21 protein-coding genes are annotated in these 19,324 nt (G+C 47.8%); 10 read left to right on the top strand and 11 right to left on the bottom strand.

All coding sequences use genetic code 11. From position 1 onward, the window contains the following. The first annotated feature begins 180 nt into the window (after positions 1–180). A complete protein-coding gene (locus AC1DWB_RS22250) occupies positions 181–1,149 on the top strand; it encodes a helix-turn-helix transcriptional regulator (RefSeq protein ID WP_477543274.1) in 969 nt (322 codons plus the stop codon). Between the two features lie 221 nt (positions 1,150–1,370). Here AC1DWB_RS22250 and AC1DWB_RS22245 read toward each other — a convergent pair whose 3' ends face one another. The 7 genes from AC1DWB_RS22245 to AC1DWB_RS22215 form a co-directional block, all read right to left on the bottom strand. After that, the gene (locus AC1DWB_RS22245) at positions 1,371–1,442 is read right to left on the bottom strand and encodes a hypothetical protein (RefSeq protein WP_477543281.1); all 72 of its coding nucleotides are present in this window, start codon (positions 1,440–1,442) and stop codon (positions 1,371–1,373) included. Between the two features lie 382 nt (positions 1,443–1,824). Then, positions 1,825–2,685: a carbohydrate ABC transporter permease gene (locus tag AC1DWB_RS22240; protein ID WP_477543280.1), complete on the bottom strand. Its 861-nt coding sequence runs from the start codon at positions 2,683–2,685 to the stop codon at positions 1,825–1,827. A 66-nt stretch (positions 2,686–2,751) separates the two neighbouring features. Beyond that, the gene (locus AC1DWB_RS22235; RefSeq protein ID WP_477543279.1) at positions 2,752–3,651 is read right to left on the bottom strand and encodes a carbohydrate ABC transporter permease; all 900 of its coding nucleotides are present in this window, start codon (positions 3,649–3,651) and stop codon (positions 2,752–2,754) included. 170 nt (positions 3,652–3,821) lie between these two features. Beyond that, the gene (locus AC1DWB_RS22230; RefSeq protein ID WP_477543273.1) at positions 3,822–5,216 is read right to left on the bottom strand and encodes an ABC transporter substrate-binding protein; all 1,395 of its coding nucleotides are present in this window, start codon (positions 5,214–5,216) and stop codon (positions 3,822–3,824) included. A gap of 155 nt (positions 5,217–5,371) precedes the next feature. Further along, on the bottom strand, positions 5,372–6,988 hold the full coding sequence (locus AC1DWB_RS22225; protein ID WP_477543272.1) for a response regulator: 1,617 nt from the start codon (positions 6,986–6,988) through the stop codon (positions 5,372–5,374). Next, a complete protein-coding gene (locus AC1DWB_RS22220) occupies positions 6,981–8,768 on the bottom strand; it encodes a sensor histidine kinase (RefSeq protein WP_477543278.1) in 1,788 nt (595 codons plus the stop codon). The genes AC1DWB_RS22225 and AC1DWB_RS22220 overlap by 8 nt, the downstream gene beginning before the upstream one ends. A gap of 10 nt (positions 8,769–8,778) precedes the next feature. Continuing rightward, complete coding sequence (locus tag AC1DWB_RS22215; protein ID WP_477543271.1) at positions 8,779–9,084, bottom strand: hypothetical protein; 306 nt, start codon at positions 9,082–9,084, stop codon at positions 8,779–8,781. Positions 9,085–9,688: 604 nt separating this feature from the next. Here AC1DWB_RS22215 and AC1DWB_RS22210 point away from each other — a divergent pair. From AC1DWB_RS22210 to AC1DWB_RS22175, 8 genes are all read left to right on the top strand, one after another. Then, positions 9,689–10,381, top strand: coding sequence for a hypothetical protein (locus AC1DWB_RS22210; RefSeq protein WP_477543270.1), 693 nt, complete (start codon positions 9,689–9,691; stop codon positions 10,379–10,381). 766 nt (positions 10,382–11,147) lie between these two features. After that, positions 11,148–11,273 (top strand): hypothetical protein, encoded by a 126-nt coding sequence (locus AC1DWB_RS22205; RefSeq protein ID WP_477543269.1) that lies wholly within the window; start codon positions 11,148–11,150, stop codon positions 11,271–11,273. A gap of 930 nt (positions 11,274–12,203) precedes the next feature. Next, positions 12,204–12,290, top strand: a complete 87-nt coding sequence (locus tag AC1DWB_RS22200; RefSeq protein WP_477543277.1) for a putative holin-like toxin — start codon at positions 12,204–12,206, stop codon at positions 12,288–12,290. A gap of 204 nt (positions 12,291–12,494) precedes the next feature. Continuing rightward, a complete protein-coding gene (locus AC1DWB_RS22195) occupies positions 12,495–12,791 on the top strand; it encodes an RNA polymerase sigma factor (RefSeq protein ID WP_477543276.1) in 297 nt (98 codons plus the stop codon). A 298-nt stretch (positions 12,792–13,089) separates the two neighbouring features. Then, positions 13,090–13,485: a VOC family protein gene (locus AC1DWB_RS22190; protein ID WP_477543268.1), complete on the top strand. Its 396-nt coding sequence runs from the start codon at positions 13,090–13,092 to the stop codon at positions 13,483–13,485. A gap of 75 nt (positions 13,486–13,560) precedes the next feature. Next, positions 13,561–13,908: a VOC family protein gene (locus tag AC1DWB_RS22185; RefSeq protein WP_477543267.1), complete on the top strand. Its 348-nt coding sequence runs from the start codon at positions 13,561–13,563 to the stop codon at positions 13,906–13,908. 84 nt (positions 13,909–13,992) lie between these two features. After that, positions 13,993–14,340: a hypothetical protein gene (locus AC1DWB_RS22180; protein WP_477543266.1), complete on the top strand. Its 348-nt coding sequence runs from the start codon at positions 13,993–13,995 to the stop codon at positions 14,338–14,340. Between the two features lie 6 nt (positions 14,341–14,346). After that, positions 14,347–14,766 (top strand): hypothetical protein, encoded by a 420-nt coding sequence (locus AC1DWB_RS22175; protein ID WP_477543265.1) that lies wholly within the window; start codon positions 14,347–14,349, stop codon positions 14,764–14,766. A gap of 326 nt (positions 14,767–15,092) precedes the next feature. Here AC1DWB_RS22175 and AC1DWB_RS22170 read toward each other — a convergent pair whose 3' ends face one another. Further along, positions 15,093–15,248, bottom strand: coding sequence for a helix-turn-helix transcriptional regulator (locus AC1DWB_RS22170; RefSeq protein WP_477543264.1), 156 nt, complete (start codon positions 15,246–15,248; stop codon positions 15,093–15,095). A gap of 764 nt (positions 15,249–16,012) precedes the next feature. Here AC1DWB_RS22170 and AC1DWB_RS22165 point away from each other — a divergent pair. Continuing rightward, positions 16,013–16,162 (top strand): AraC family transcriptional regulator, encoded by a 150-nt coding sequence (locus AC1DWB_RS22165; protein ID WP_477543275.1) that lies wholly within the window; start codon positions 16,013–16,015, stop codon positions 16,160–16,162. 183 nt (positions 16,163–16,345) lie between these two features. On the opposite strand, the gene AC1DWB_RS22160 is transcribed toward AC1DWB_RS22165, so the two are convergent. The 3 genes from AC1DWB_RS22160 to AC1DWB_RS22150 all read right to left on the bottom strand — a co-directional run bounded on the left by AC1DWB_RS22160 (position 16,346) and on the right by AC1DWB_RS22150 (position 19,131). Further along, positions 16,346–18,424 (bottom strand): DUF5054 domain-containing protein, encoded by a 2,079-nt coding sequence (locus AC1DWB_RS22160; RefSeq protein ID WP_477543263.1) that lies wholly within the window; start codon positions 18,422–18,424, stop codon positions 16,346–16,348. Then, complete coding sequence (locus tag AC1DWB_RS22155; RefSeq protein ID WP_477543262.1) at positions 18,421–18,633, bottom strand: hypothetical protein; 213 nt, start codon at positions 18,631–18,633, stop codon at positions 18,421–18,423. The genes AC1DWB_RS22160 and AC1DWB_RS22155 overlap by 4 nt, the downstream gene beginning before the upstream one ends. A 96-nt stretch (positions 18,634–18,729) precedes the next feature. After that, positions 18,730–19,131: an enolase C-terminal domain-like protein gene (locus tag AC1DWB_RS22150; RefSeq protein WP_477543261.1), complete on the bottom strand. Its 402-nt coding sequence runs from the start codon at positions 19,129–19,131 to the stop codon at positions 18,730–18,732. Positions 19,132–19,324 lie beyond the last annotated feature (193 nt).

Here is a 19,324-nt window from a genome sequence, read left to right as displayed (position 1 = left end):
CATTTTGTTCTCTCCCTTGTGGATTTATTTTTTACAAGATTGATTCTATTAGTTAAATGTATCAAAAAATGATACTCTTTATTGAAAATCAAAAAAGTAAAGTTTTATTTACTTTTCCCCTGACAAGTTATCTATCAGTACTGACATTTTTTTTTGCTACATTTTTGGTACAATAAAATCATGAAGAAAACAGAACGAGTGAACTTGATCATGCGCTATATCAATAACCGCGCGCATTTTACGATTGCCGAGATTCAGCGGGAGTTCAAGATTTCCCGCGCGACGGCGATCCGCGACATTAACGAGATTCAGGCAATGGGTTTTCCGCTGACGACCGAGCTTGGACGTGGTGGCGGCTACTTTGTCCTGCAAAATCAGTATTTGCCCGCCGTCCGCTTCACGCCAGAAGAGCTGAAGGCGATTTTTATCAGCTTTATCGCCTCGAAAAATTCGCAGCTGCCTTATCTGCAAAATCGCCGTTCTATCACTGAAAAACTTATCGGCATCGCGTCGCAAACCCAGCAAGACGAGCTGATCGAGCTGAATAATATCTTGCTTTTTGAAAATACAAATCCTGCCAACCCGAATCTTTTGGAGCTCGATGATGCGGCGCCTGCGGAGCTGAACCAGCTGATTTCGCTTGCTGTGCGAGATAGGCACTTGCGCTTGACTTATGAGCTGAGTCCGGGCTGGCCGCAGTTGATGGACGTTTTTTTGCTGCATATTTTTAACTCGAACGCTCAGTGGCGGGTCGAGGTTTATGATTTTGATACGGATGAGTTTCGTTATTTGCCTGTTGAGATGCTGCGGGATTCGGTAATTTCTGAGCAGGAGATGAAGTGGTCTGAGCGAGAGATTTTAAGCAAAAAACTGCTTGGTGCACGTGAGTCCAATCTTGTTGTGAAGCTTGATATGACTGGGATTCAGCGTTTTAAGCGTATGCACCCGCCGGGGATTATTTTGTCCTTAACTGGGATGTTTCAGTCGAGCGGGATTTTCAATGTTCAACTGGATGTGACCGATGTTGAGGCGCTGGCGTATTATGCGGATTGGCTTTTGTATTTGGGGAAAGGGGTCGAGTTTGAACGGATTCCTGATGAGCTGCGCGTGATTTTGGAAGAGCGTTTAGGGGTACCGCCAACATTTTAACGAAAATATACACTAAGCCAATAAATGTAACCGGTGTCAGATAAAGTTGATCATTCACATATCTAGGGTAAACATGGAGATGATAATGCCACACGTCTTGATTGYCAGCAGGCTCATTATGTTGCCGCGTAGAAATCCCATCACATCCATATKTACTTTTCATTGCAAAYGCTGTAAGCTGWGCCGCGCGGTGAATTTCAACAGCGTAATCCGCAGGGAGTTCAAAGCTCGAAATGTTGATTAGGMACAACAAGAACATGTCCTTTATTGTTTGGCCACCATTTGCTCGCTATAAATGCCGTTACCTTTTCATTCTGATAGATGATATCCCTTTGTTAGGTTGGTTGGAACTTGCTGCCGGATGACCTTCGGTACCGGTGCAAATCTTGTTTCGGGTTGTATACCCGGTAGGCCATGCTTCTAGTCACGCGTCTACAGAAAGAGCAAAACACGGGCGATGTAACATGACTCGATTCATAGCGGCAACCGACGGCATGATGGATTCGCCACTCACGGCCATGGCGTTGCCGCTCACGTAATATGTCGGCGTGAAACTTACCGACAATGGCGTTAGAATGGTACCGTCGACCCGACAAACAAATATTTGCTCCGATGCCCGCATATGCAAAAATCAGCCCCCGCGAGAGCGAGGGCTGGCTTGTATGAAAGCCGGTATTATCCTTTTAGCGAACCTGCCGTCATCTGCATAAACGATTTGTTCGCAAACACGTAAACGACGAGTATGGGCAGGATCGACAGACAGGCGCCGGCCATCATATAGTGCGTTTGCGCAGCCGCAGAAGCGCCGTAGCGCAAGTTGGACAAGCCTACCGTGAGCGGCTGCAATGTCGGCTGGCTCATCGTGAACACGAGCGGCATAATGTATTCATTCCAGGCCGCACGGAACGTAAAAAGCGCCGATACCCCCAGCCCCGGCCCAAGCAAGGGCAGGATGATCCGCCAATACGTGCCCAGCATCGAGCTGCCGTCGATTTTGGCGGCCTCGTCCAGCTCTCTCGGGATTGCCCTGACGAAGCTGTACAGGATGAAGTAAGTGGCGGCATGGGCGCTGACCAACAAAATAACGACACCCCACAGCGAAGCTTGCAGGTGCAGCGCGACCATGAGTCGGAATTGCGGATGCAGCACCAGCGGACCAACAGAGATAAACATCGTGGCCGCTTGGATGAAGATGAACATTCGTCTGCCCGCAAATCGCAGCCGATCCACCCCATAGGCAGCCATCGAGGCGACGAGCAGCGTTCCTACGGTCGTGGTCAGACTGATGAACAAGCTGTTCCACGTATAACGGGAGAAATTGGCTGTCTTCCACGCTTCCGCGTAGTTGGAGATGTGCCAAGTCTTTGGCAGTACGGTGGCGCCAGTGGTCAATTCGGCATTCGTTTTGAACGAACCGAGGATGGCCACGAGCACCGGAAATAACATGAGAAACGCCATGACCAGCAAAAAGATCCATAGGACGATCGTTCCGGGTCGCAGAAAGACGGGAACGACGCCGCTCGGAGCGCTCGGCATGGGCTTTCCTGCAATTGCTTGCTGCATGATCGATTCCTCCAAGAAAAGACGATAAGTATAATGGGGTTACATGATTCGATTCAACCTTCTGGACAAATAAAAGTACAGGGCTGTCACGCCGCCGACGATTAACGCCGTCACGAATCCGACCGCGCTGCCGTAGCCGATTTGTTGCTCCAGTACATTGCTAGCCGACGGCGTCGGGAACAGAAGACGATACAGGTACAGAAACATCACTTCGGTTTTGCCGATCGGCCCGCCGTCCGTCAGCACCATGATACTTTCATAGCTTTTGAGCGAGTTGATGATCGCCAGCATGATGATCATCTGCAGCACCGGACCGAGCATCGGCACCGTGATGTACCAAAACTTTTGCAAGGCGCCCGCGCCGTCCAATTCTGCGCTTTCGATGACCTCGTTCGGAATATTCTGCAGACCGGCGATGAACAAAATCATATAGTTGCCGACCGCGCCCCATACCGCGATGAGAATGATCGTCAGCATAGCGTATTTCGGTCCCAGCCATTCGACACCTTTGGCGGTGATTCCAAGCTTGATCAGAAACTGGTTCAAAATGCCGTTGTACGAGTTGAACACGATGAAAAACACGACGGCCATCACCGCGGAGCTGATAATCGTCGGCAAGAAGTAAATCGCCCGCAAGAGCTGCCGCCCTTTGAGCGCGCGGTTGAGAATGACCGCCAAAATCAACGCCAGCGGCAGCGTCAAAATCAGCTTCCCTCCGGCATAGACGAATGTATTGACGACGGAATTCCACAGCAAATCATCCGACCATAAGGTGCGGAAGTTGTCCAGGCCGATGAAACGGGGTGTTCCGTACCCTTTGTAATCGTAAAACATGTACCGGAACACCCAAAATATCGGATAAACCGTAAACACGAGTGTCAAGAGAAGACTGGGCAAGGTGAAAAAAGCGCCCGCCGCATTCGTTCTCCATTGTTTCATGAATCCCACGAACCTTTCCCCCGAGATTTGTCATTCCTCCATTGTAGGGCAATGGGTTCACATGCATAAGGTCGCCAGGCGAAGGTAAAGATCAGCTTTTCGCACAAGTTCCCCCAGGAGCGACGAAAGGCCAGAAGTCGCTTCTGACCTTTCGCCCTGCCGGTCTAATCTTACTTCACTAACATATTTTGCAAATTTTTCGGATCGAAGCTTGGATCGGGCTTCACATCCACTTCCTTGGCGGCGATCGCTTTGTCAAGACCCTCGTTGTAGCGCTTGTTTAGATCGGCGATGATTTTGTCCAGATCGCCGCCTAGCAGCATGTACTTGAAGAACGCGTCCTGGTATTTTTCGCCTTGTACGGCTACGGTTGGCTGAATCGGCCACGCGCCGTCGTACTTTGTCGGAACAAACCCTTCCATGCCTTTGATATCCGCTTTTTTCGCCTTGCTCAGCACCGATGGCACCATCGAGAGCCCGATTCCTTTTTCGTGATAATCGAGCAATATTTGCTCGCCGTACATGAAATTCAGAAACTTGGCGGCTTCTTTCTTATGCTTGGAGTTTTTGCTGATACTGAGCCACTGGCCGCCAAGGAAGCCGGATGCGCCGCGCACGGTTCCGTCGAACGTAGGCACCTGCGCCGCCGCCCAGCGGATTTTGGCCGGAAACTGGTTCTGGTAGACGCCCGGCTCGGAAGAGAATGAGATGTACATGCCGATTTTGCCTTCGGCAAACTGGGCGCGGAGCGGGTCGATGTCGAGCGATTCCATGCCCGGCAGGGTGCTGCCGTCGACTTGCATCTGTCGGAACGCTTCGACAATGGGCTTGAACCCGCTAACATCGAATCGACCGGTTTTGAAATCGAAGCCGAAACCGCCATAGCCGTTCAGCTCGGCGATAGCGCGCGCCGAACGGTCGAAGGCGCTTGCCGGGCTCTTGAAGTTGAGGGCGAAGCCGTAAGCTCCATCCGCTTTGCCGACGGCAGTAAGCTTCTTCGCCGTTTCAACCATTTCCTGCAGCGTGCTCGGCGGATTTTTGATGCCGGCCTTCTCGAACAGATTAACGTTGTATACAAGCCGCATCGTGAAGCCGTAGTTCGGAAAACTGTACAATTTGCCATCAAACAGGTTCAGATCTTTCAGCGGCGTGAACTTGTTTTTAAACTCGGCGCTAAAATAATCGTCGAGTGGCTCCATATAGCCTTTTTTGTAGAACGTCTGGATCGTGTTCTCCTTGACGCGAAAAATGTCCGGCGACTGCGAGGATGCAAAAGCGAGATCGATCGCCTGATTGTACTCTTCCGTCTTGACAACATAATTGATTTCAATCCCAGGGTTTTCGGTTTGAAACTTGGCGATTTTTTCTCGCGTGTAATCGGCGTCCGTACGATCAACCGACCAGAACTCCAGCTTCACCTTATCTTCCGAACCCTTTTTACTTGCGGACGCGGAAGCGCCCGGGCTTGCACCGTCGGTACCGCCTGTGCCACCACTGCTGCTGCAAGCGGCCAGCGCCAACGTCATCAGAACGCTGAGTCCCATATACCCGATCTTTTTCCTCATGCCGAAAATCCTCCCTTTAGTTCGTTACCCGCGCTGCGGTAACATCGTGCGGGCCCCCTGAAGTTTACTGCTTGCTCTTCCAGTATGAAGCCTGGGACACCGACTGTACATGCGGCACGACCAACATCCAGGGTAACAAAACGGCGAAGTTTCGCTTACGGCCCGGTCTTGCCCAAGTACTCCTGCCTGAACTCCGACGGCGTCATGCCGGTCATCTTCTTGAACACTTCGCTAAAGTATCGCCGGTGCTCATAGCTTAGCGCATCGGCGATTTCCTGCACCTGATAGTCTTCGATCAGCATCTGCTTGGCCCGTTCGATCCGCTCTTGCGTGATGAACTGTTGCACGGTCACGCCGACGATTTTCTTGAACACGTTGGAGAAGTAACCGGCGCTGAGGTTAGCCTGTTTGGCGCACTGTTCGACGGTAAGTTGCTGCTTGAGATTGTCCCGGATGTACTGCATCGACTGCCGGACGATTTGTTCCGACTCGCTCGTTCGCTGCATCTCAATCCACTCACAGCCCTTGCGGCAAATGTCGTCGAGCAACTGCCGTCGCTCTTGCATCGTTGGCTCCGCCGCCTTGTTCTCGCGAATGCGCCGCTCCAATCCCCTAACTTGCTCATAAGGCAGCTTCTCCAGCAACACCCGCAGCATCATAAACGCCAGCTCGTAACAAACGCTGATCACATAATCGGGCTTTGGCGTCCCGGCGAATAAGTCGTTTAGCAGTTGCGCAAGCAACCCCGAGCTTTTCTCGAGGTTCCCCGAACGCAAAGCGAACAGCAGCTCCTGAGCGGCTCCAGACGCGAAATGCGGCGGTTCCTTATCAGCGCCGGCGATATGAGCAAAGCTGAACGCCCCATTGCCCCCGGTGTAGAAATGGTAGGAAAAGGCGTGCAACGCTTGCTCGTACGAATCCGGAAGCTGGCTAATATCGTCCGCAATCAAGCCGATGCCGATCGAGATGGTGAAGCGGGTATACTGCGCGATATGAGCGCAGCAGCGGTCGGCGATACGGCTGGCCAGCTCCGGATCGTCACAATTGAGGATACAGACGTGGCGATTGTCACTCTCCCGGAATACGACGCCTTTCGTAAACGTGCCAATCGTTTCCTCGAGAATGTTTTGCATGGCAAACCGGATCAGTTCCACTTCGTGGGTAGGCAGCGCCGCGTAGTTGCCATCGAAACGATCGATTTCCACAATCATCGCCACGAGCTGCACCGGTTCCAGCGGAATTTGAAAATACCGCCAACGATTCTCGGCCTGCTCGGCGTTTGTTCGGTGATGAACGAGCGTGTTCAAATATTCCTGGCGCAGGAGCGGCATGCTTTCCTTCAGCCGTTTCTCCATTTCGTGAACCTCGATCATGCTGCGCCGCTCCTCTTCCCACGCCTCCTTCGCTTTCAGCACCACTTTGACTATTTCTGCGCGCGAGAACGGCTTCTTCAAAAAATCGAACGCACCAAGCCGAATGGCTTGTTGCGCATAGGCAAAATCGGTATAGCCGCTCAAAATAACGACTTTGCAGTGCGGATCCAGCTTCATGATGTGAGCGGTCATTTCCAGACCGTCCATTCTCGGCATCCGAATGTCCGTCAACACGATATCCGGGCGCATCTCCTCGACGAGCCGCAGGCCGTCGACACCGCTTCCGGCCGTACCTGCAACCTCGATCCCGTATGACGTCCAATCGATCCGGCTCGTAATCATCTCGACGACACTACTGATATCGTCGATCACGCATAGTCGAATGAGCCGTTCAATCATCTGCGTCTCCTCCTTCCGTTACCGGCAGCCGCAGCACGACTTCCGCGCCGCAGCCCGGCTCGCTGTATAGATCCATCCGCGCTTGTTCGCCATAATACAATTGCAGCCGATGCGCAATGTTGCGCAGAGCATAGCCTTTATTGCTTGTGGCGGCATGACGCATGTTGCGATAAACCTCCTCGATGTCCATGCCGCAGCCGTTGTCCTTGACCGAAAGGACGAGCTGCGCCGCCTCTGCACGGATGGCGATGTCGATGTGCCCGCCGTTTTCGATGTTTTGAAAGCCATGGATAATCGCGTTCTCGACAAGAGGCTGCAGCAAAATTTTCAGTACGATCGACGACAGGTTCACCCCGCTGCCGATTTCGAGGCGGTAATCAAATAGCGTGTCGTAGCATTTATTCTGGATCGCCAAATACATCTTCATGTGGGTAATTTCATCTTCCAGCGTAACCCAATCGCGGCCGTTGCTAAGGCCGAGCTGGAACATGTGGGCGAGCGAAAGAATCATGTCGTTCACGTCGTCGTTTGCCCCGAGCTCCGATTTGCAATAAATCGTGTTCAGCGTGTTATAGAGGAAGTGCGGATCCATCTGGGCGGTCAACGCTTTGATTTCCGCCTTCCGCTTTTCCATTTCCCCGTCCGTGACGTCCTGGATCAATCGTTTGATTTCGTCCAGCATGCGATTGAAGCGAAACCCAACCTGGGCAACCTCATCCCGGTAATGGCTTGCATAACGCACGTTCAAGTCGTTATGCTCCACCCGCTTCATCAGCTCCTGCAGCTTGTATAGCGGCTTGAGCAGCAGCCTCGTCAGCCCGTTCGACACGAACAGGGAGAGCAGCAGGCAGCCGAACAGCGCGTACAGCGTCGATCGTTTGATGCCGTTGACTTGGGCGAGCAGACGCTCCTTGGACTGGACGCCAAGTAAAATCCAGTTCCCGCCCACTTCCAGACGCGCGTAGTTGATGAGCGATTCGTTGCCATTCAGCGGATAAAAAAAGTAGCCGGTTTGGTCCCTGTGCAGCCGTTCGAGGAAGGAAGATCGCCACTTGGCGTCGGTAGCCGCATAAAGAGGCAAGCGAACGATTTCCTGCCCTTCCTCGTTGATGAACATATAGCTCAGTCCGGTCTCGGTCGTATCCTGGTTGTCCGTAATCAAGCGAAGCAAATCGGTTTCCTTGACATTGACAATAATGTAGACGTCATAATCCTGATTCGGTATTTCCCCGATCGTGCCCAGCACGAGCGATATGACCTGCTCCCGATTCGAGAAGAAAGCGTCTTCGTGGCGCGGCACCCAGAACGGCCGTTTCTCGATTTTGGCCTGCTTGTACAATTCGCTGTCGTAGAACGACTGATTCGTCAGACGCATCGAATTCGTCGGGTAAAAGTCGCCGATCGGGGTGGCGATCAGAATCGATTGGATGTAGCTGTCGTAGAAACTGAATTGCGAGAACACCTTCTGCAACAGTGTCAAATGCTGGTAGTACCGGCTCGTATTCGCCGATGCGACATCGTCCATCATCTCTTTGAACGGATCGCTCATTGTCAGCGACATCATCGAGACGGTAATGTTGCGCAGGCGCTGATCGACGACCTGGGCCGTCTTGTTGATCGTATCTTCGCTGAGCCGGAAGGCGTTTTTTTGCACGACCTTGGCGGCGATTAAGTACGAGATCGTCCCGTTCGCGCTTACGGCCAGTGTGATGAGCAGGACAAACGTGAGCCAGACCCGGCTCCGAAACGATAATCCGTAGAACCATGCTTTTATACGCATCACCAACGACCTACTCCACCGCCGCATACAGCAACGCCTTGATATGATTGCGGTCGTCGCCGGCAAGATCAGGCACGTGGCCTTGATTGGCGCAGCGGTTGAAAGCGACCTTCTTCAGCTCGAGCAAAAGTTGTATGTTATATTGCTCCGCAAGCGGCACCAATCGTTGATAGGCAGAATAAAACCGCTTCCAATACGCCTCAAGCTGTTCGTGCGTCGGTCCGTTCGGCTCCATGCGCAACCGTTCGCCGCGTACGACGTTCGTTTCGTTCTTCTCGGCGAACCCGCGCGGCGCCGCAATCGCAATTCTCATCATCGTTTACCGCCCCCCATACGATTGATATGCACGCATACGCTTAAGGCACCGCTATCGACCAGCGCAGCGATTCCGCATCGTGCCGCACATGACATTGCATTTGCAGCCCTTCAGCCTGCTGACAAAGAAAAAGACATTGTTAATCTCCTCTAATGGATACATTTCTAGAAATATTCGCTAAATCCATCGGATATCCTTTAATTCCTACACGTTGAGTGATTGAACTAAGCTGCCCGTTACTTCAGCAAACCAAAAAGGAGCTGCTCACAAGCAACTCCTAAACAATCGTTCTCCGTAACAAATTCAGTGCCCCTCTGTAGTGCATAATCATTCAGATCAATATGACGTCTTTATTATCAAGAAGTTGCAAGGGCTAGTTGGAAAGACATAAATGTTCTCAAACTAACCTGCCCGTTAGCACAGCAGGCCACCGATAGGAGTGGTGGCCTGCTGCTGATTAATTGACGGTCGGAGCCATAATCTAATTTTTGGATTGCCACCGCAATAGCAAACGGAATCCAACTTAATAAAATATAATGCCGCTAAATTCCTTATTATGGTAATGTGTAGAATAGGGAAATTATAATTGAATGGAAGGGATTGGATGGAGCGAAGAGTAAGGCCGCCCTATGGATGTTTGGTGATTCTCTTTTGCATTGGGTTTGTTTTTTTAGGTTTCATATTTGCTTCTGTAGATTGGGATGCCAGGCGGGCAGAACAAGTAGATCTAGTGCTTGATGACGTGGTTTTCAGCTTTAAGCACTATCCCAACCAAGGGCTTTTCGATAATAGACCCGCCAGGGATGTATATGTGATGTATCAAGAAAAGAAATATAAACTAAATAACGACTCCAAGAGAATGGCATACGAATTACGTGATCTTACTTTATTGCGGGACGGTCAAAGCATAAATCAGCTCGCCATTAACATGAGTCAGACCTCTCAGCAAGACCAAATATCAATCAACTATAGTAACTTTATTCTAGATTTAAATACTATGATACCGGTTTCCATCGAGAATCCAGTCAATAAAATACTTAGTTTATACAAGCCCCAACCGCATCTTGATCAATTTGGTATTCGCGTGGAAACGAAGGAAGGAGTTTTTTGGCTTGTAGGATCATCCGAGGAGAAGCTGCTCGAGAATGTTCAAATCCCTCGAATTAATTTTTTGTTAATGGATGGTCAAGTTGTTGCAAAAGTGTTCGTAGGTATTGTATCAACTGTAGATCTGCTAGTGAAATATGAGTTTAAAGAGGGGACCTACCAAGTCAAGAAAATCGAAATTGAACGATAAATCATCGAAATAAAAGACGAAGGCGGCAACCCTGCAACACAAGGAATGCCGCCGTCTGAATCACTAAATCCCCCCAGAGGATCGATTCCGAACGTCACTGATCTACCCATTAGTTGAGAAAACGGCAGCCGATCGTCTGCCGGCTACCGTCGTGTCTTCATTGAACTATAGTGCCCTTTAGTTTATCGTTAGTTCCATGCACCTATAACTTTTTTGCCCTTTCCTTTTGAACAAAGATTTCTCTTATGAAAGCTCCTAAACAACCTGAGACAGCTACAATTACAATCAAATTAATAACCCTAACAAATAAATGAGGTGTTCCAATAACGGTTAAGCAGGATAACAATATCATCATAGGGAAGGAAATTAGCCCAACATACAGTTGCTTGTTTGTATTAATGAATCTTACCTCCTTTGAATATCTGTATATGTTTACTTTTATTTGCATTGTTATAATACGATTAAAATCCTCTTTAAGGGTATTCAGCTCAATTAATCTGCCCGTTACTTTAACGAACAACGGCAGCCGATCGCTTGGCTGGCTGCCGTTGTGACTTTTTTAGCTATCGTGCCCGTTAGTGTAAAAACATTTTCAAAACCATTGAGTTAACGTAATTGTCGTGCTCCAAAAACCCATACTCCGATTTCAAAAGAGGAACGTAAGAACTTAGCATATGAATTTAATCTGCTTTTCATGTTTCTTTAAGGTATCGGGCTGACGAAAGTAATATACTTGTGCTATTCTAAAAATGGGAGATGACTTCTTATGAAAGCATTGAGACCTGTTCAGGCACTGAAGTCCGTTATGTTTGGCATGATGATGGCATTCGTTTCGATCGGCGCGATGCCCATTTTGATTATCAAAAGCTTTACGGAAACGTTTCTCCCCTAAGCGGTTTTGCGTCCCCATAACTCAAGCAAACAAACACCCGTACCTTCGCGGCCGGGTGTTTCGATTTTGTCCGATTCATTATGGTCTTCCATTCCCGGCTATGTACAAGTAACTGAAAATACTCCATAGTTAATAAAAGGAATATCCAGACTGCAAAATAACGATTGAGATTGATTATAATCGCCCCCTTATTAAAGATAATTTTACCATATTTCAACAAGTGTGTTCCTACATTATCCTGCCCGTTCGTATTATGAGGTCACCAGATCTTTCTGGTGGACCTCATTTTTGTGTGGTCGTAAGATAGCGGTAGCCGGGAATCGAACGTTTCTGCCCGTGGGAGTTGGATCCCGAGAGCTATACAGTTCATCCCCCCTACTTGTCAGTTCTAAAAAATTTTGGGGAATCAATTTAACTAACTCAATAGTGTCTGTTAGCCTTGACATTGCTGCTGCGGCAACAGGAAATACCGCATTAGGGACAATAGGCGCAGCATTAACTGGGATTCTAGGTGCCCCATCGTTCAAGGAAATATTCACTGAGGGTGGGAATCTCATAGAACAAAAAAAGAAAATTAAAAATTCAGCAGTTGGCATTCTTTACAGTAATCAAAATAGGTGAGGACCTCAGAGCTCATTCTTAATGTACGTGAAGATAATGATGCATGCCGAAGGTACTCGATAAACTCTTCATGTTGAAATGGTATTGAACATTTTAAGCTGTTGATTAAAACTTTATGCTCATTCGACATAAACATGCCTTTTATGATAGCCGGCAATTGCAGCTTGCATTTTCTGTTTTAATATGTTGCTAGAAATATGGTATAAATAGGCCCTTCCTCACTGACATTATTACCCATTTTGTATTATCATTAACAACACGACGACTTGTATGAAGGCGGACACCTCACTCGAAAGGTGGAGGCTGTGAATGGAAACATTTCAAGCTCTTTCAACTGTGTTTACATTTGGGTTTTTCATACTCACATTGTTAACCTACATTGATAAGAGGAAATGATCTAGATTGGATTTAGTTTTGGTTTGAAACCATACTAAACAAATCCGCCAATTACAAGCCGCCATGCAAGTCAGGTCATTTTCATTGATCTGACTTTTTTTCTCTTGAGTACCTGCATCATAGCCTCGTTTCAGAACTGCAATTTCGGTCTTGTTCCTCTAACCCTTTTCGAGAGAAGAATACCGGAGTAGATGCTCCGATCTCATCTACATACATAGCCAGCTCGGCAATGAGACGGATGGTGAAGACCTGTATCAAATTACGCTTGAGAAAGCTTATCGGGTTTATAGCGTGAAGTCAGCGATGAACCGGGCCTATTTGTTCCGTATTGCGAAAAATGCATGGATCGATCACCACCGGACGAAAACCATTCACGAGATGCCGCTGTTGGATGAGCATGTCGCACATCATATAGTGTACGATGTGAATGTCATGGAAGCTTTCGAGGTCATGGCAGTGCGTCTGTCCACCAGGCAATCCATCCTTCTGTTATGCCGATAATCGCCCGAAACTTCCGTCTTTGTCAGCGGACGGGATGACGCGGGAATGGGTGGAGCTTTTTATCCGAGCGTTTCGAAGCGGAAACATCCAGCAAATCTTCACTGCGTATAGGCAGCTTCGTAATCGTGGTATCGACGTGGCCAAAGTTTGCTTGATGGAGGAGTACATATACTTTGAGTTTCTTGATCCGAACGGTCACTTAATGCGAATCTACTCGAAAAAAGTTTTTGGATGACCGTTTCTTTTACGCTCAGGGAATCGTTATATACATTGAAAACTATTGGGGGAGGGATCGTAGTTGACGGTAAAGAGATTTCATCTTCAAGTAATAGAAGTACCGGTAAGAAATGTGAAGGAATCGGTGGAGTGGTATACGGGCATGTTCGGGCTCGGCTTCTGTTTTCCCTACAACGAAGGAGACGATGAAGCCTGGCTAAACGTGAACGGGATGGGGTTCGGTTTGATCCATACGAATGAGGTTCCGAAAATGGAGTTTATCTCTGTTAAAGGGGAAAGGAAGATTTTCTTCTCTTTCCAAGTGGATAACATCCACGAACTATACGAAGAGATGAAGCAGAAAGGTACTGACGTCAAGGAGATGGTCTATAAACAAGGCGGCGGCTACAGCTTCCAATTTGTCGACCCAGATGGCAATTGCATGGGCATATGGGGTGGATGGCCAAAAGAGGAGTAATAGACGAGGAGTTGATGGTTACAACTGGAGTTTTTATAATGAACATTGTTAGAGAATTGATAAAGGAGTGAGTATATGAATCGCGTCGTTTTGTTTGATTTGGGATCCCAGGATCCGGATGGGGCAACTCAGTTTTACTCAAAGGTGTTTGATTGGAAAATCGGGGATGAAAATTGGGATTACTGGCCTGTAACGACAGGATCAAGTGATTTGCCCGGTATTGATGGTGGGATTACACGCAAGGCGGATTTTACACAACGGGTACAAGTCACAATTCAAGTGGAATCCATCGATGAAACCATTTCAAATGCCTTGGAAAACGGTGCAAAATTGGACAAGGACAAAATGGACTTCGGGGGTTTTTATCTTGCCTACTTGTTCGACCCACAGGAAATTCGTTTTGGTCTGATCCAATATAAATAACGGTAACTGTTGCTAGTCATATCAGGCAGAATCTTTGGTTCATGGAACTAGTATGGTGAGGTGAGTGAATTCAGGATGATGACGATGGGTCAGTACAGCGGGGGAAGGCGTGCAATGGAATATGAACAGTTTAAAAAGCGATATGATGCAACGGAATTTAATATTGGGGTTGTCCCAGTAGACGCTAGGAAATTCTTCACCGAATCTTCGCGACTTCGGGCAGAAGAAGTTTTAGGTGAACGGCTATTGGGGCAATTCATTCTTGTGAAGGGATGTTGGTTGTTCTTCTGGCTTTTTATGTTGCGCCATACCAGTTACATTTTTTATCTATATGTTCAATCACGGCATGGCAGTGAGGTCATATCAAAAGCATGGACGAAGTTTGATATTCCTTATGGTCTGTATAGCAGGTGCTGTGATATGGCTGAGTGATTATTTATGGAAGAAACGATTACCGAACTTTTAAACCACTGGGATTTAAAAATGGTTGAAGAGGAGATTCCCCGCAAGAAAATTTTTATTGCACTTATTACGCTCGATATGGTTTCCATTGATGATCTGTTTCAGGAAAATGCTCCTATTGTTCGCAAGTGCGTCATTGACTACCTCATAAATATGTATGGAAACAAGGATTACATTGAAACGCTAGTGAACGATATTTATTCGCCTGTCGCAAAACAAGCGATGGCTCCAGATTGCTATAACGCAGATGAAGGATTTAATTCGGTAATCTGCCATCGCTTAAGACAACCTGCAAGCAGTGAAGCGATCAGAACTATCTCGATTTTATATGGGCACATGATGCAGACATGGTATACCGTCAAAGCGCTTATGACGAGTAGTGAAGAAACAGCTTAAAGAATATTTGGAAGGGGGTTCCGGTGGGTCTGTTCTCTTTATTCTAGGTGGGGAGCAAACAAATGCAGCAGTCATTAAGCTCTAACGAAGAACAATAGATCCATAACAGAGTGATCCACTAGTCTTCCCACTTTGTTCATTGTTTGATCAATTTTCGAATACTTCAACAACTGGAGAATATATAACACCCAAACTTTATCCTGAACCGCATAGCAGCATGTCGTATTTTATTTTCTAATACTTTATTTATTTTTCAGTCTAATACTCTATTTTCACAGAACATTATTCACATAATAGCCAATTAAGATCTATTCCAAATTCCTTTCTCAAAGCAATAAAGTCTCCGCAGATGGTTTTGTTTTGTCTTTTTCAATCTCACTTAATCGGCCTTGAAAAATACCAATACTTAATGAAAAATCGACTTGACTTATTTCCCTGGATTTTCTTATCTTTCTGATCTTTTTACCAATAGTATCTTCCATATTTATCACCCTTTGAAAAAGAGGGCAACCGTTATAAGATGCTTGCCCTCCCTGATGTTTAACAGAACAAAACTTAATTGTTCAAAACAACACTTTATTGGAATGAATCAATTGTTGGGTGACAAAAAAGGTTTGAAGTGCGGCAACCAAGTATTTCAAGGGTTTAATGGTTTTTATTGTAAAACAAATTCGCAAATATAGTTTTGAAATAGTGTTCCGTGGAAAAAAGTAAAAATTTGAAGCGCTTGAAATAAAACATATTATTAAATGATAGCGTACTAAGTTTATAATAATCTTCAACGGAGAAGTTAAGCTGCGTTCAAACCGCTTAATCCAGCCTGAAGTTGATTCCACTTAGGATTTTTTAAAAAAGTTAGTAACAAGCTGCCGTTCCGGATTCTGATCTTTGGCCGAAACCCGACCGTATGCCAATTTCTTAGTGGCACTCCCCCATTTATCGTGCCAAAATACCACTTCAAAACATGGCACATGTCTAAACTCATGTAGGGGCATTTGGGCATAATGAAACAAACCCTTTTCAAGCTGCCGAAAAGCATGCTTTCTGACACAGTTCCTAAGTATAGGAAAAGCTTCTGATTGAAGCCCATTCGATGAAATCCAAGTAATTTCGCAGACTGCTTTATCGAAGCATCGCTTTAGCGAGCTTAAAAATTCTGAAAGTTAAAAAAGCCGTCGAAGTAATCAGCGGCCTCCGGCTTCCCGACAAGTTTCTTACAATAAAAGAAATCGGTTGAGCGGTTGGCATTGTCGCTCCCTATTATTTCTCCAGATTGTTCAAAAAAATAATGGGTATTTCTCCGAAGGAATACGGGAAAATTCGGGTGGTTAATTCGCTGCCGTCGCATTCATTGAAAGTAAGTTCGGAAAAGTCGGGATTATTCTCTCGACGCTAAGTAGGGGGTTCAAATTCCAATTAAGAAGGCAACCGATTGCCAAACAGCTCGACCCTTTTCAGAAACAGTTTCCCTAGGAACGTTATGAACAATCATCGCTTGTCAGTGCAAATAGAAGAAGATCGCCTTCTGTTCAGCGCGATCGCTTACGTAGGACTCTTCCTATATCTATTTGGAATGCCGCTATCTCATCCGATTCGACTGCAGCATCAGCCGGAATCGAAACTTTATATCGTCTTCAAACCACATCGCGAAATTGGTGCCCCATACGTTATTGTGCAGGTTAAAATGAAACCCGCCGCCCAGCGGAGCAAACGTATTATCGAACTGTAGCAGCCGCCGTTCCCCCGGGCAAACGAGAGGCGCGTCAAGCGTCTCGATGACCGAGCAGCCTTCCGGACCTTCGTAGTACAATCCGCTGTCCACGCCATGCATATTCCGGTTTCCATCCTTCACGACAAATAATGGCGAAATCCGCGCACCCATCTTATCCATCGTCCATTGGTGCGGGCTGTCCGTAAGCGGCGCGAATGAAAACCATCCCGCCTCCGGCAAACGGCATGCCTGTTTATTCTGCGCATGCAGGTCGATATCGATTTTCGGTTCCCGATTGAAGAAGGTGTAAACAACGGCCAGCTTCCGGGGCGCACCGAAATGCTCGCAAGCGGCGGGAGGCAGTTTCATCTCGGCCAGGACAATGTCGCGATCCGCAAGCCGTTCCAGACTTAGTGACCTTACAGTAGCGCCAAACTGTTTATGCTCCGGCTTCGGCACCGCATATTCCATCCCGGGTTTGCCCAAGTCGTTGTCCGCCCAGCCATGATGCTGCTTCAAATTGGTTACGTATTCATTGAAAAAGCGGTCGTAATTTTCTTTCGCGAACGTTTCGTACCGATAAGTCCCGAGCCTGTGCTCGTCGTCCGCCCACTTTTTCCCTTTCGCATCAAGCAATAGGTTGATAGAACCGTCCGAAGCAAAGCGGACACGGAACATCCCCAAATCATAGCATTCGTTCACTTCCAGGCTGGCCGTCTCCTTATTAGTAATGACGGTTGTTCCAGGCTGCATACGTTCAAACGCCTCATGCGCTTCAGCTTTCAGCTCCTTATCGAGCACGGCCAGCGCCTGATCAAGATAGGCTCGCTGTTCCATCCAAGAGCTTTCAAAGAAGCTGTACGACCGATCGGGTTTTGCAGCCCTGGAGAGATAGTCATATTTTCTTATTTTTGCTTCCCTCACCTTGTCATGGGCTCTGGCTGAAGCGAAATCGGCTGCGGAATAGTGGTCGTAGTCGACCAAATAAACTTGTTCGTTCAGTCCCCACGTATGTTCCGGGATAAGCATCAAACGATTGCAAAACTGCGCGTACTGTTCGCCAAACGGGTCCAAGGCTCTGGATGCAACCCATTTGTCCCGCAAGCGAAGCAGTTCCCGGTACCGTGCCATTTTCCACGGATCGGAAGCGGCTCCGTGAATCCAGGTATCCCCTATTTCTTCGCAAATAACCGGAAGATGCTGCTTGCTTCCGACAAGCTTCTCGGCAAATGCGTCAAGCGTCGACGCCATGATGTGCGCACCCGGAAATTGCTCTTGCAATTGTGCGAACAAAGCGCGGACATCTTCTATTTTTGAAGGACCATGATTATCTCCCGTATGCGCGAAGTAAAGCGCATCTTCGAGACCGTCCATTTGCAGCGGGGTACCATAATTGTCCGAATAGTTCACGATAATTTCCGATCCGTCCGCCGCACGCCATACGAACACCGGCGGCACATGTGGATTTTTGCATACCGGGTTTACGCCCAAATGCAAAAATTGAATGCCGTTTCGTGCCAGAATCGGCACCATCGCAATCGTATGCCCCGGTACGTCGGTCATTTTCGCGGCGATCGTCATTTTGCCGAACTTCCGATCCAGCTTCTTCGAAAGAGACAAGCCGAATTCGAACAATTTCGTATCCATCAATTCCGTGTGCGTTGTAAACGGCAACCCGTGCCAGGCAATGCGACCCTGCCGGATGGCTTCTTCCATGCGGATACACATATCCGCATCCGCCGTATTCAGGTATTCGTGAATCAACCATGAACCGGTCGTCCATATGAATTTCGCATTCCCATCTTCCTGTGCCAGCTGCTCGGACAAATCCAACGCCTGCGGGATAAATTGCTTCATATAACGCTCAATCACATGCTCGGCCATATTCGTATAGCCGATATCCAAATGCGTTTTGAAAATAACATGAACTCTTTTGATCGTTGTCATGTTTTCTTTGCCTCCACTACGCCATTTTTTTGTTCCCTCTCTTCAATACCGGTAACTATACTTGCTAAAACGAATAAATTAGCAGAATCTGAATCATCGTGACCTTCAGCTTTGCGGCGTTCTGTCACGGTTGCGAGGGACAGTGGTAATTTAATTTCTTTATAACACATATTTTTCCATGCGTGACTCAGCTCCAACCCGATCAGCAAACAAGCCTTGCTGATCAGCTCGGCAAGCTAGTGCAAAGGATGATCAGGTTTCCCGGAGGATGTGAGATAGAACCGTCTTCGGCGTTTTACCCGCAATTAAGAAATATGAATGCGCAGGGTATCCAGTATATCGTTGCTTGAACGGCCAACGATCACCCGTTCAATACCGCGTAGGATCCGCCCAGCGCTCATTCGGCACGGGCGGGTACCATCCGGCCTTCCAGGGTCCTTATCGTAAGGATATCCGCCAAGTTCACGATATAATTCCGCATATTGGCGCACCTTATCGTGGTTGACCTGGATACCAAGACCCGGACCGTCTGGTACCTGTATGGCGCCGTTTACATATTTCATTTTGCCGCCGACTAGAATATCGTCTTGCAAATGATGGTAATGGGAATCCGCTGCATGTGAACAAATTCGGGACGACCGCCCCCCATGCAGTGTCGTCGCCAATTGAATACCCAGTTCTCCCGATGAGTGAACCGCTATTCCCATTTGGAACGTTTCGCATACGCCCGCCGCCTTGATGCACGGCCTGATTCCGCCCCAAACGTGGTATCCAGCAAAATCACATCCACAGCCAAATCAAGGATATTGGCGGCAAGCTTCAACTGACTGCCCCATCTTAGGCTAATTTACACCCGTTCCAAGCCTCTTTCTTCCTCTAACAACTTCAACTTCTTCTTAT

It is taken from the genome of Paenibacillus sp. P4_E11 (assembly GCF_056401635.1).
This window is presented reverse-complemented; position numbering and strand designations above follow the sequence as displayed.

Bases quoted from the DNA above. Each gene is read 5' to 3' on its own strand.
- AC1DWB_RS22220 (WP_477543278.1), bottom strand. From the start codon at position 8,768: ATGCGTATAAAAGCATGGTTCTACGGATTATCGTTTCGGAGCCGGGTC.
- AC1DWB_RS22205 (WP_477543269.1), top strand. From the start codon at position 11,148: ATGAAAGCATTGAGACCTGTTCAGGCACTGAAGTCCGTTATGTTTGGC.
- AC1DWB_RS22180 (WP_477543266.1), top strand. From the start codon at position 13,993: ATGGGTCAGTACAGCGGGGGAAGGCGTGCAATGGAATATGAACAGTTT.
- AC1DWB_RS22200 (WP_477543277.1), top strand. From the start codon at position 12,204: ATGGAAACATTTCAAGCTCTTTCAACTGTGTTTACATTTGGGTTTTTC.
- AC1DWB_RS22225 (WP_477543272.1), bottom strand. From the start codon at position 6,988: ATGATTGAACGGCTCATTCGACTATGCGTGATCGACGATATCAGTAGT.
- AC1DWB_RS22160 (WP_477543263.1), bottom strand. From the start codon at position 18,424: ATGACAACGATCAAAAGAGTTCATGTTATTTTCAAAACGCATTTGGAT.
- AC1DWB_RS22240 (WP_477543280.1), bottom strand. From the start codon at position 2,685: ATGCCGAGCGCTCCGAGCGGCGTCGTTCCCGTCTTTCTGCGACCCGGA.
- AC1DWB_RS22150 (WP_477543261.1), bottom strand. From the start codon at position 19,131: ATGGGAATAGCGGTTCACTCATCGGGAGAACTGGGTATTCAATTGGCG.
- AC1DWB_RS22250 (WP_477543274.1), top strand. From the start codon at position 181: ATGAAGAAAACAGAACGAGTGAACTTGATCATGCGCTATATCAATAAC.
- AC1DWB_RS22175 (WP_477543265.1), top strand. From the start codon at position 14,347: ATGGAAGAAACGATTACCGAACTTTTAAACCACTGGGATTTAAAAATG.
- AC1DWB_RS22185 (WP_477543267.1), top strand. From the start codon at position 13,561: ATGAATCGCGTCGTTTTGTTTGATTTGGGATCCCAGGATCCGGATGGG.
- AC1DWB_RS22230 (WP_477543273.1), bottom strand. From the start codon at position 5,216: ATGAGGAAAAAGATCGGGTATATGGGACTCAGCGTTCTGATGACGTTG.
- AC1DWB_RS22215 (WP_477543271.1), bottom strand. From the start codon at position 9,084: ATGATGAGAATTGCGATTGCGGCGCCGCGCGGGTTCGCCGAGAAGAAC.
- AC1DWB_RS22235 (WP_477543279.1), bottom strand. From the start codon at position 3,651: ATGAAACAATGGAGAACGAATGCGGCGGGCGCTTTTTTCACCTTGCCC.
- AC1DWB_RS22210 (WP_477543270.1), top strand. From the start codon at position 9,689: ATGGAGCGAAGAGTAAGGCCGCCCTATGGATGTTTGGTGATTCTCTTT.
- AC1DWB_RS22170 (WP_477543264.1), bottom strand. From the start codon at position 15,248: ATGGAAGATACTATTGGTAAAAAGATCAGAAAGATAAGAAAATCCAGG.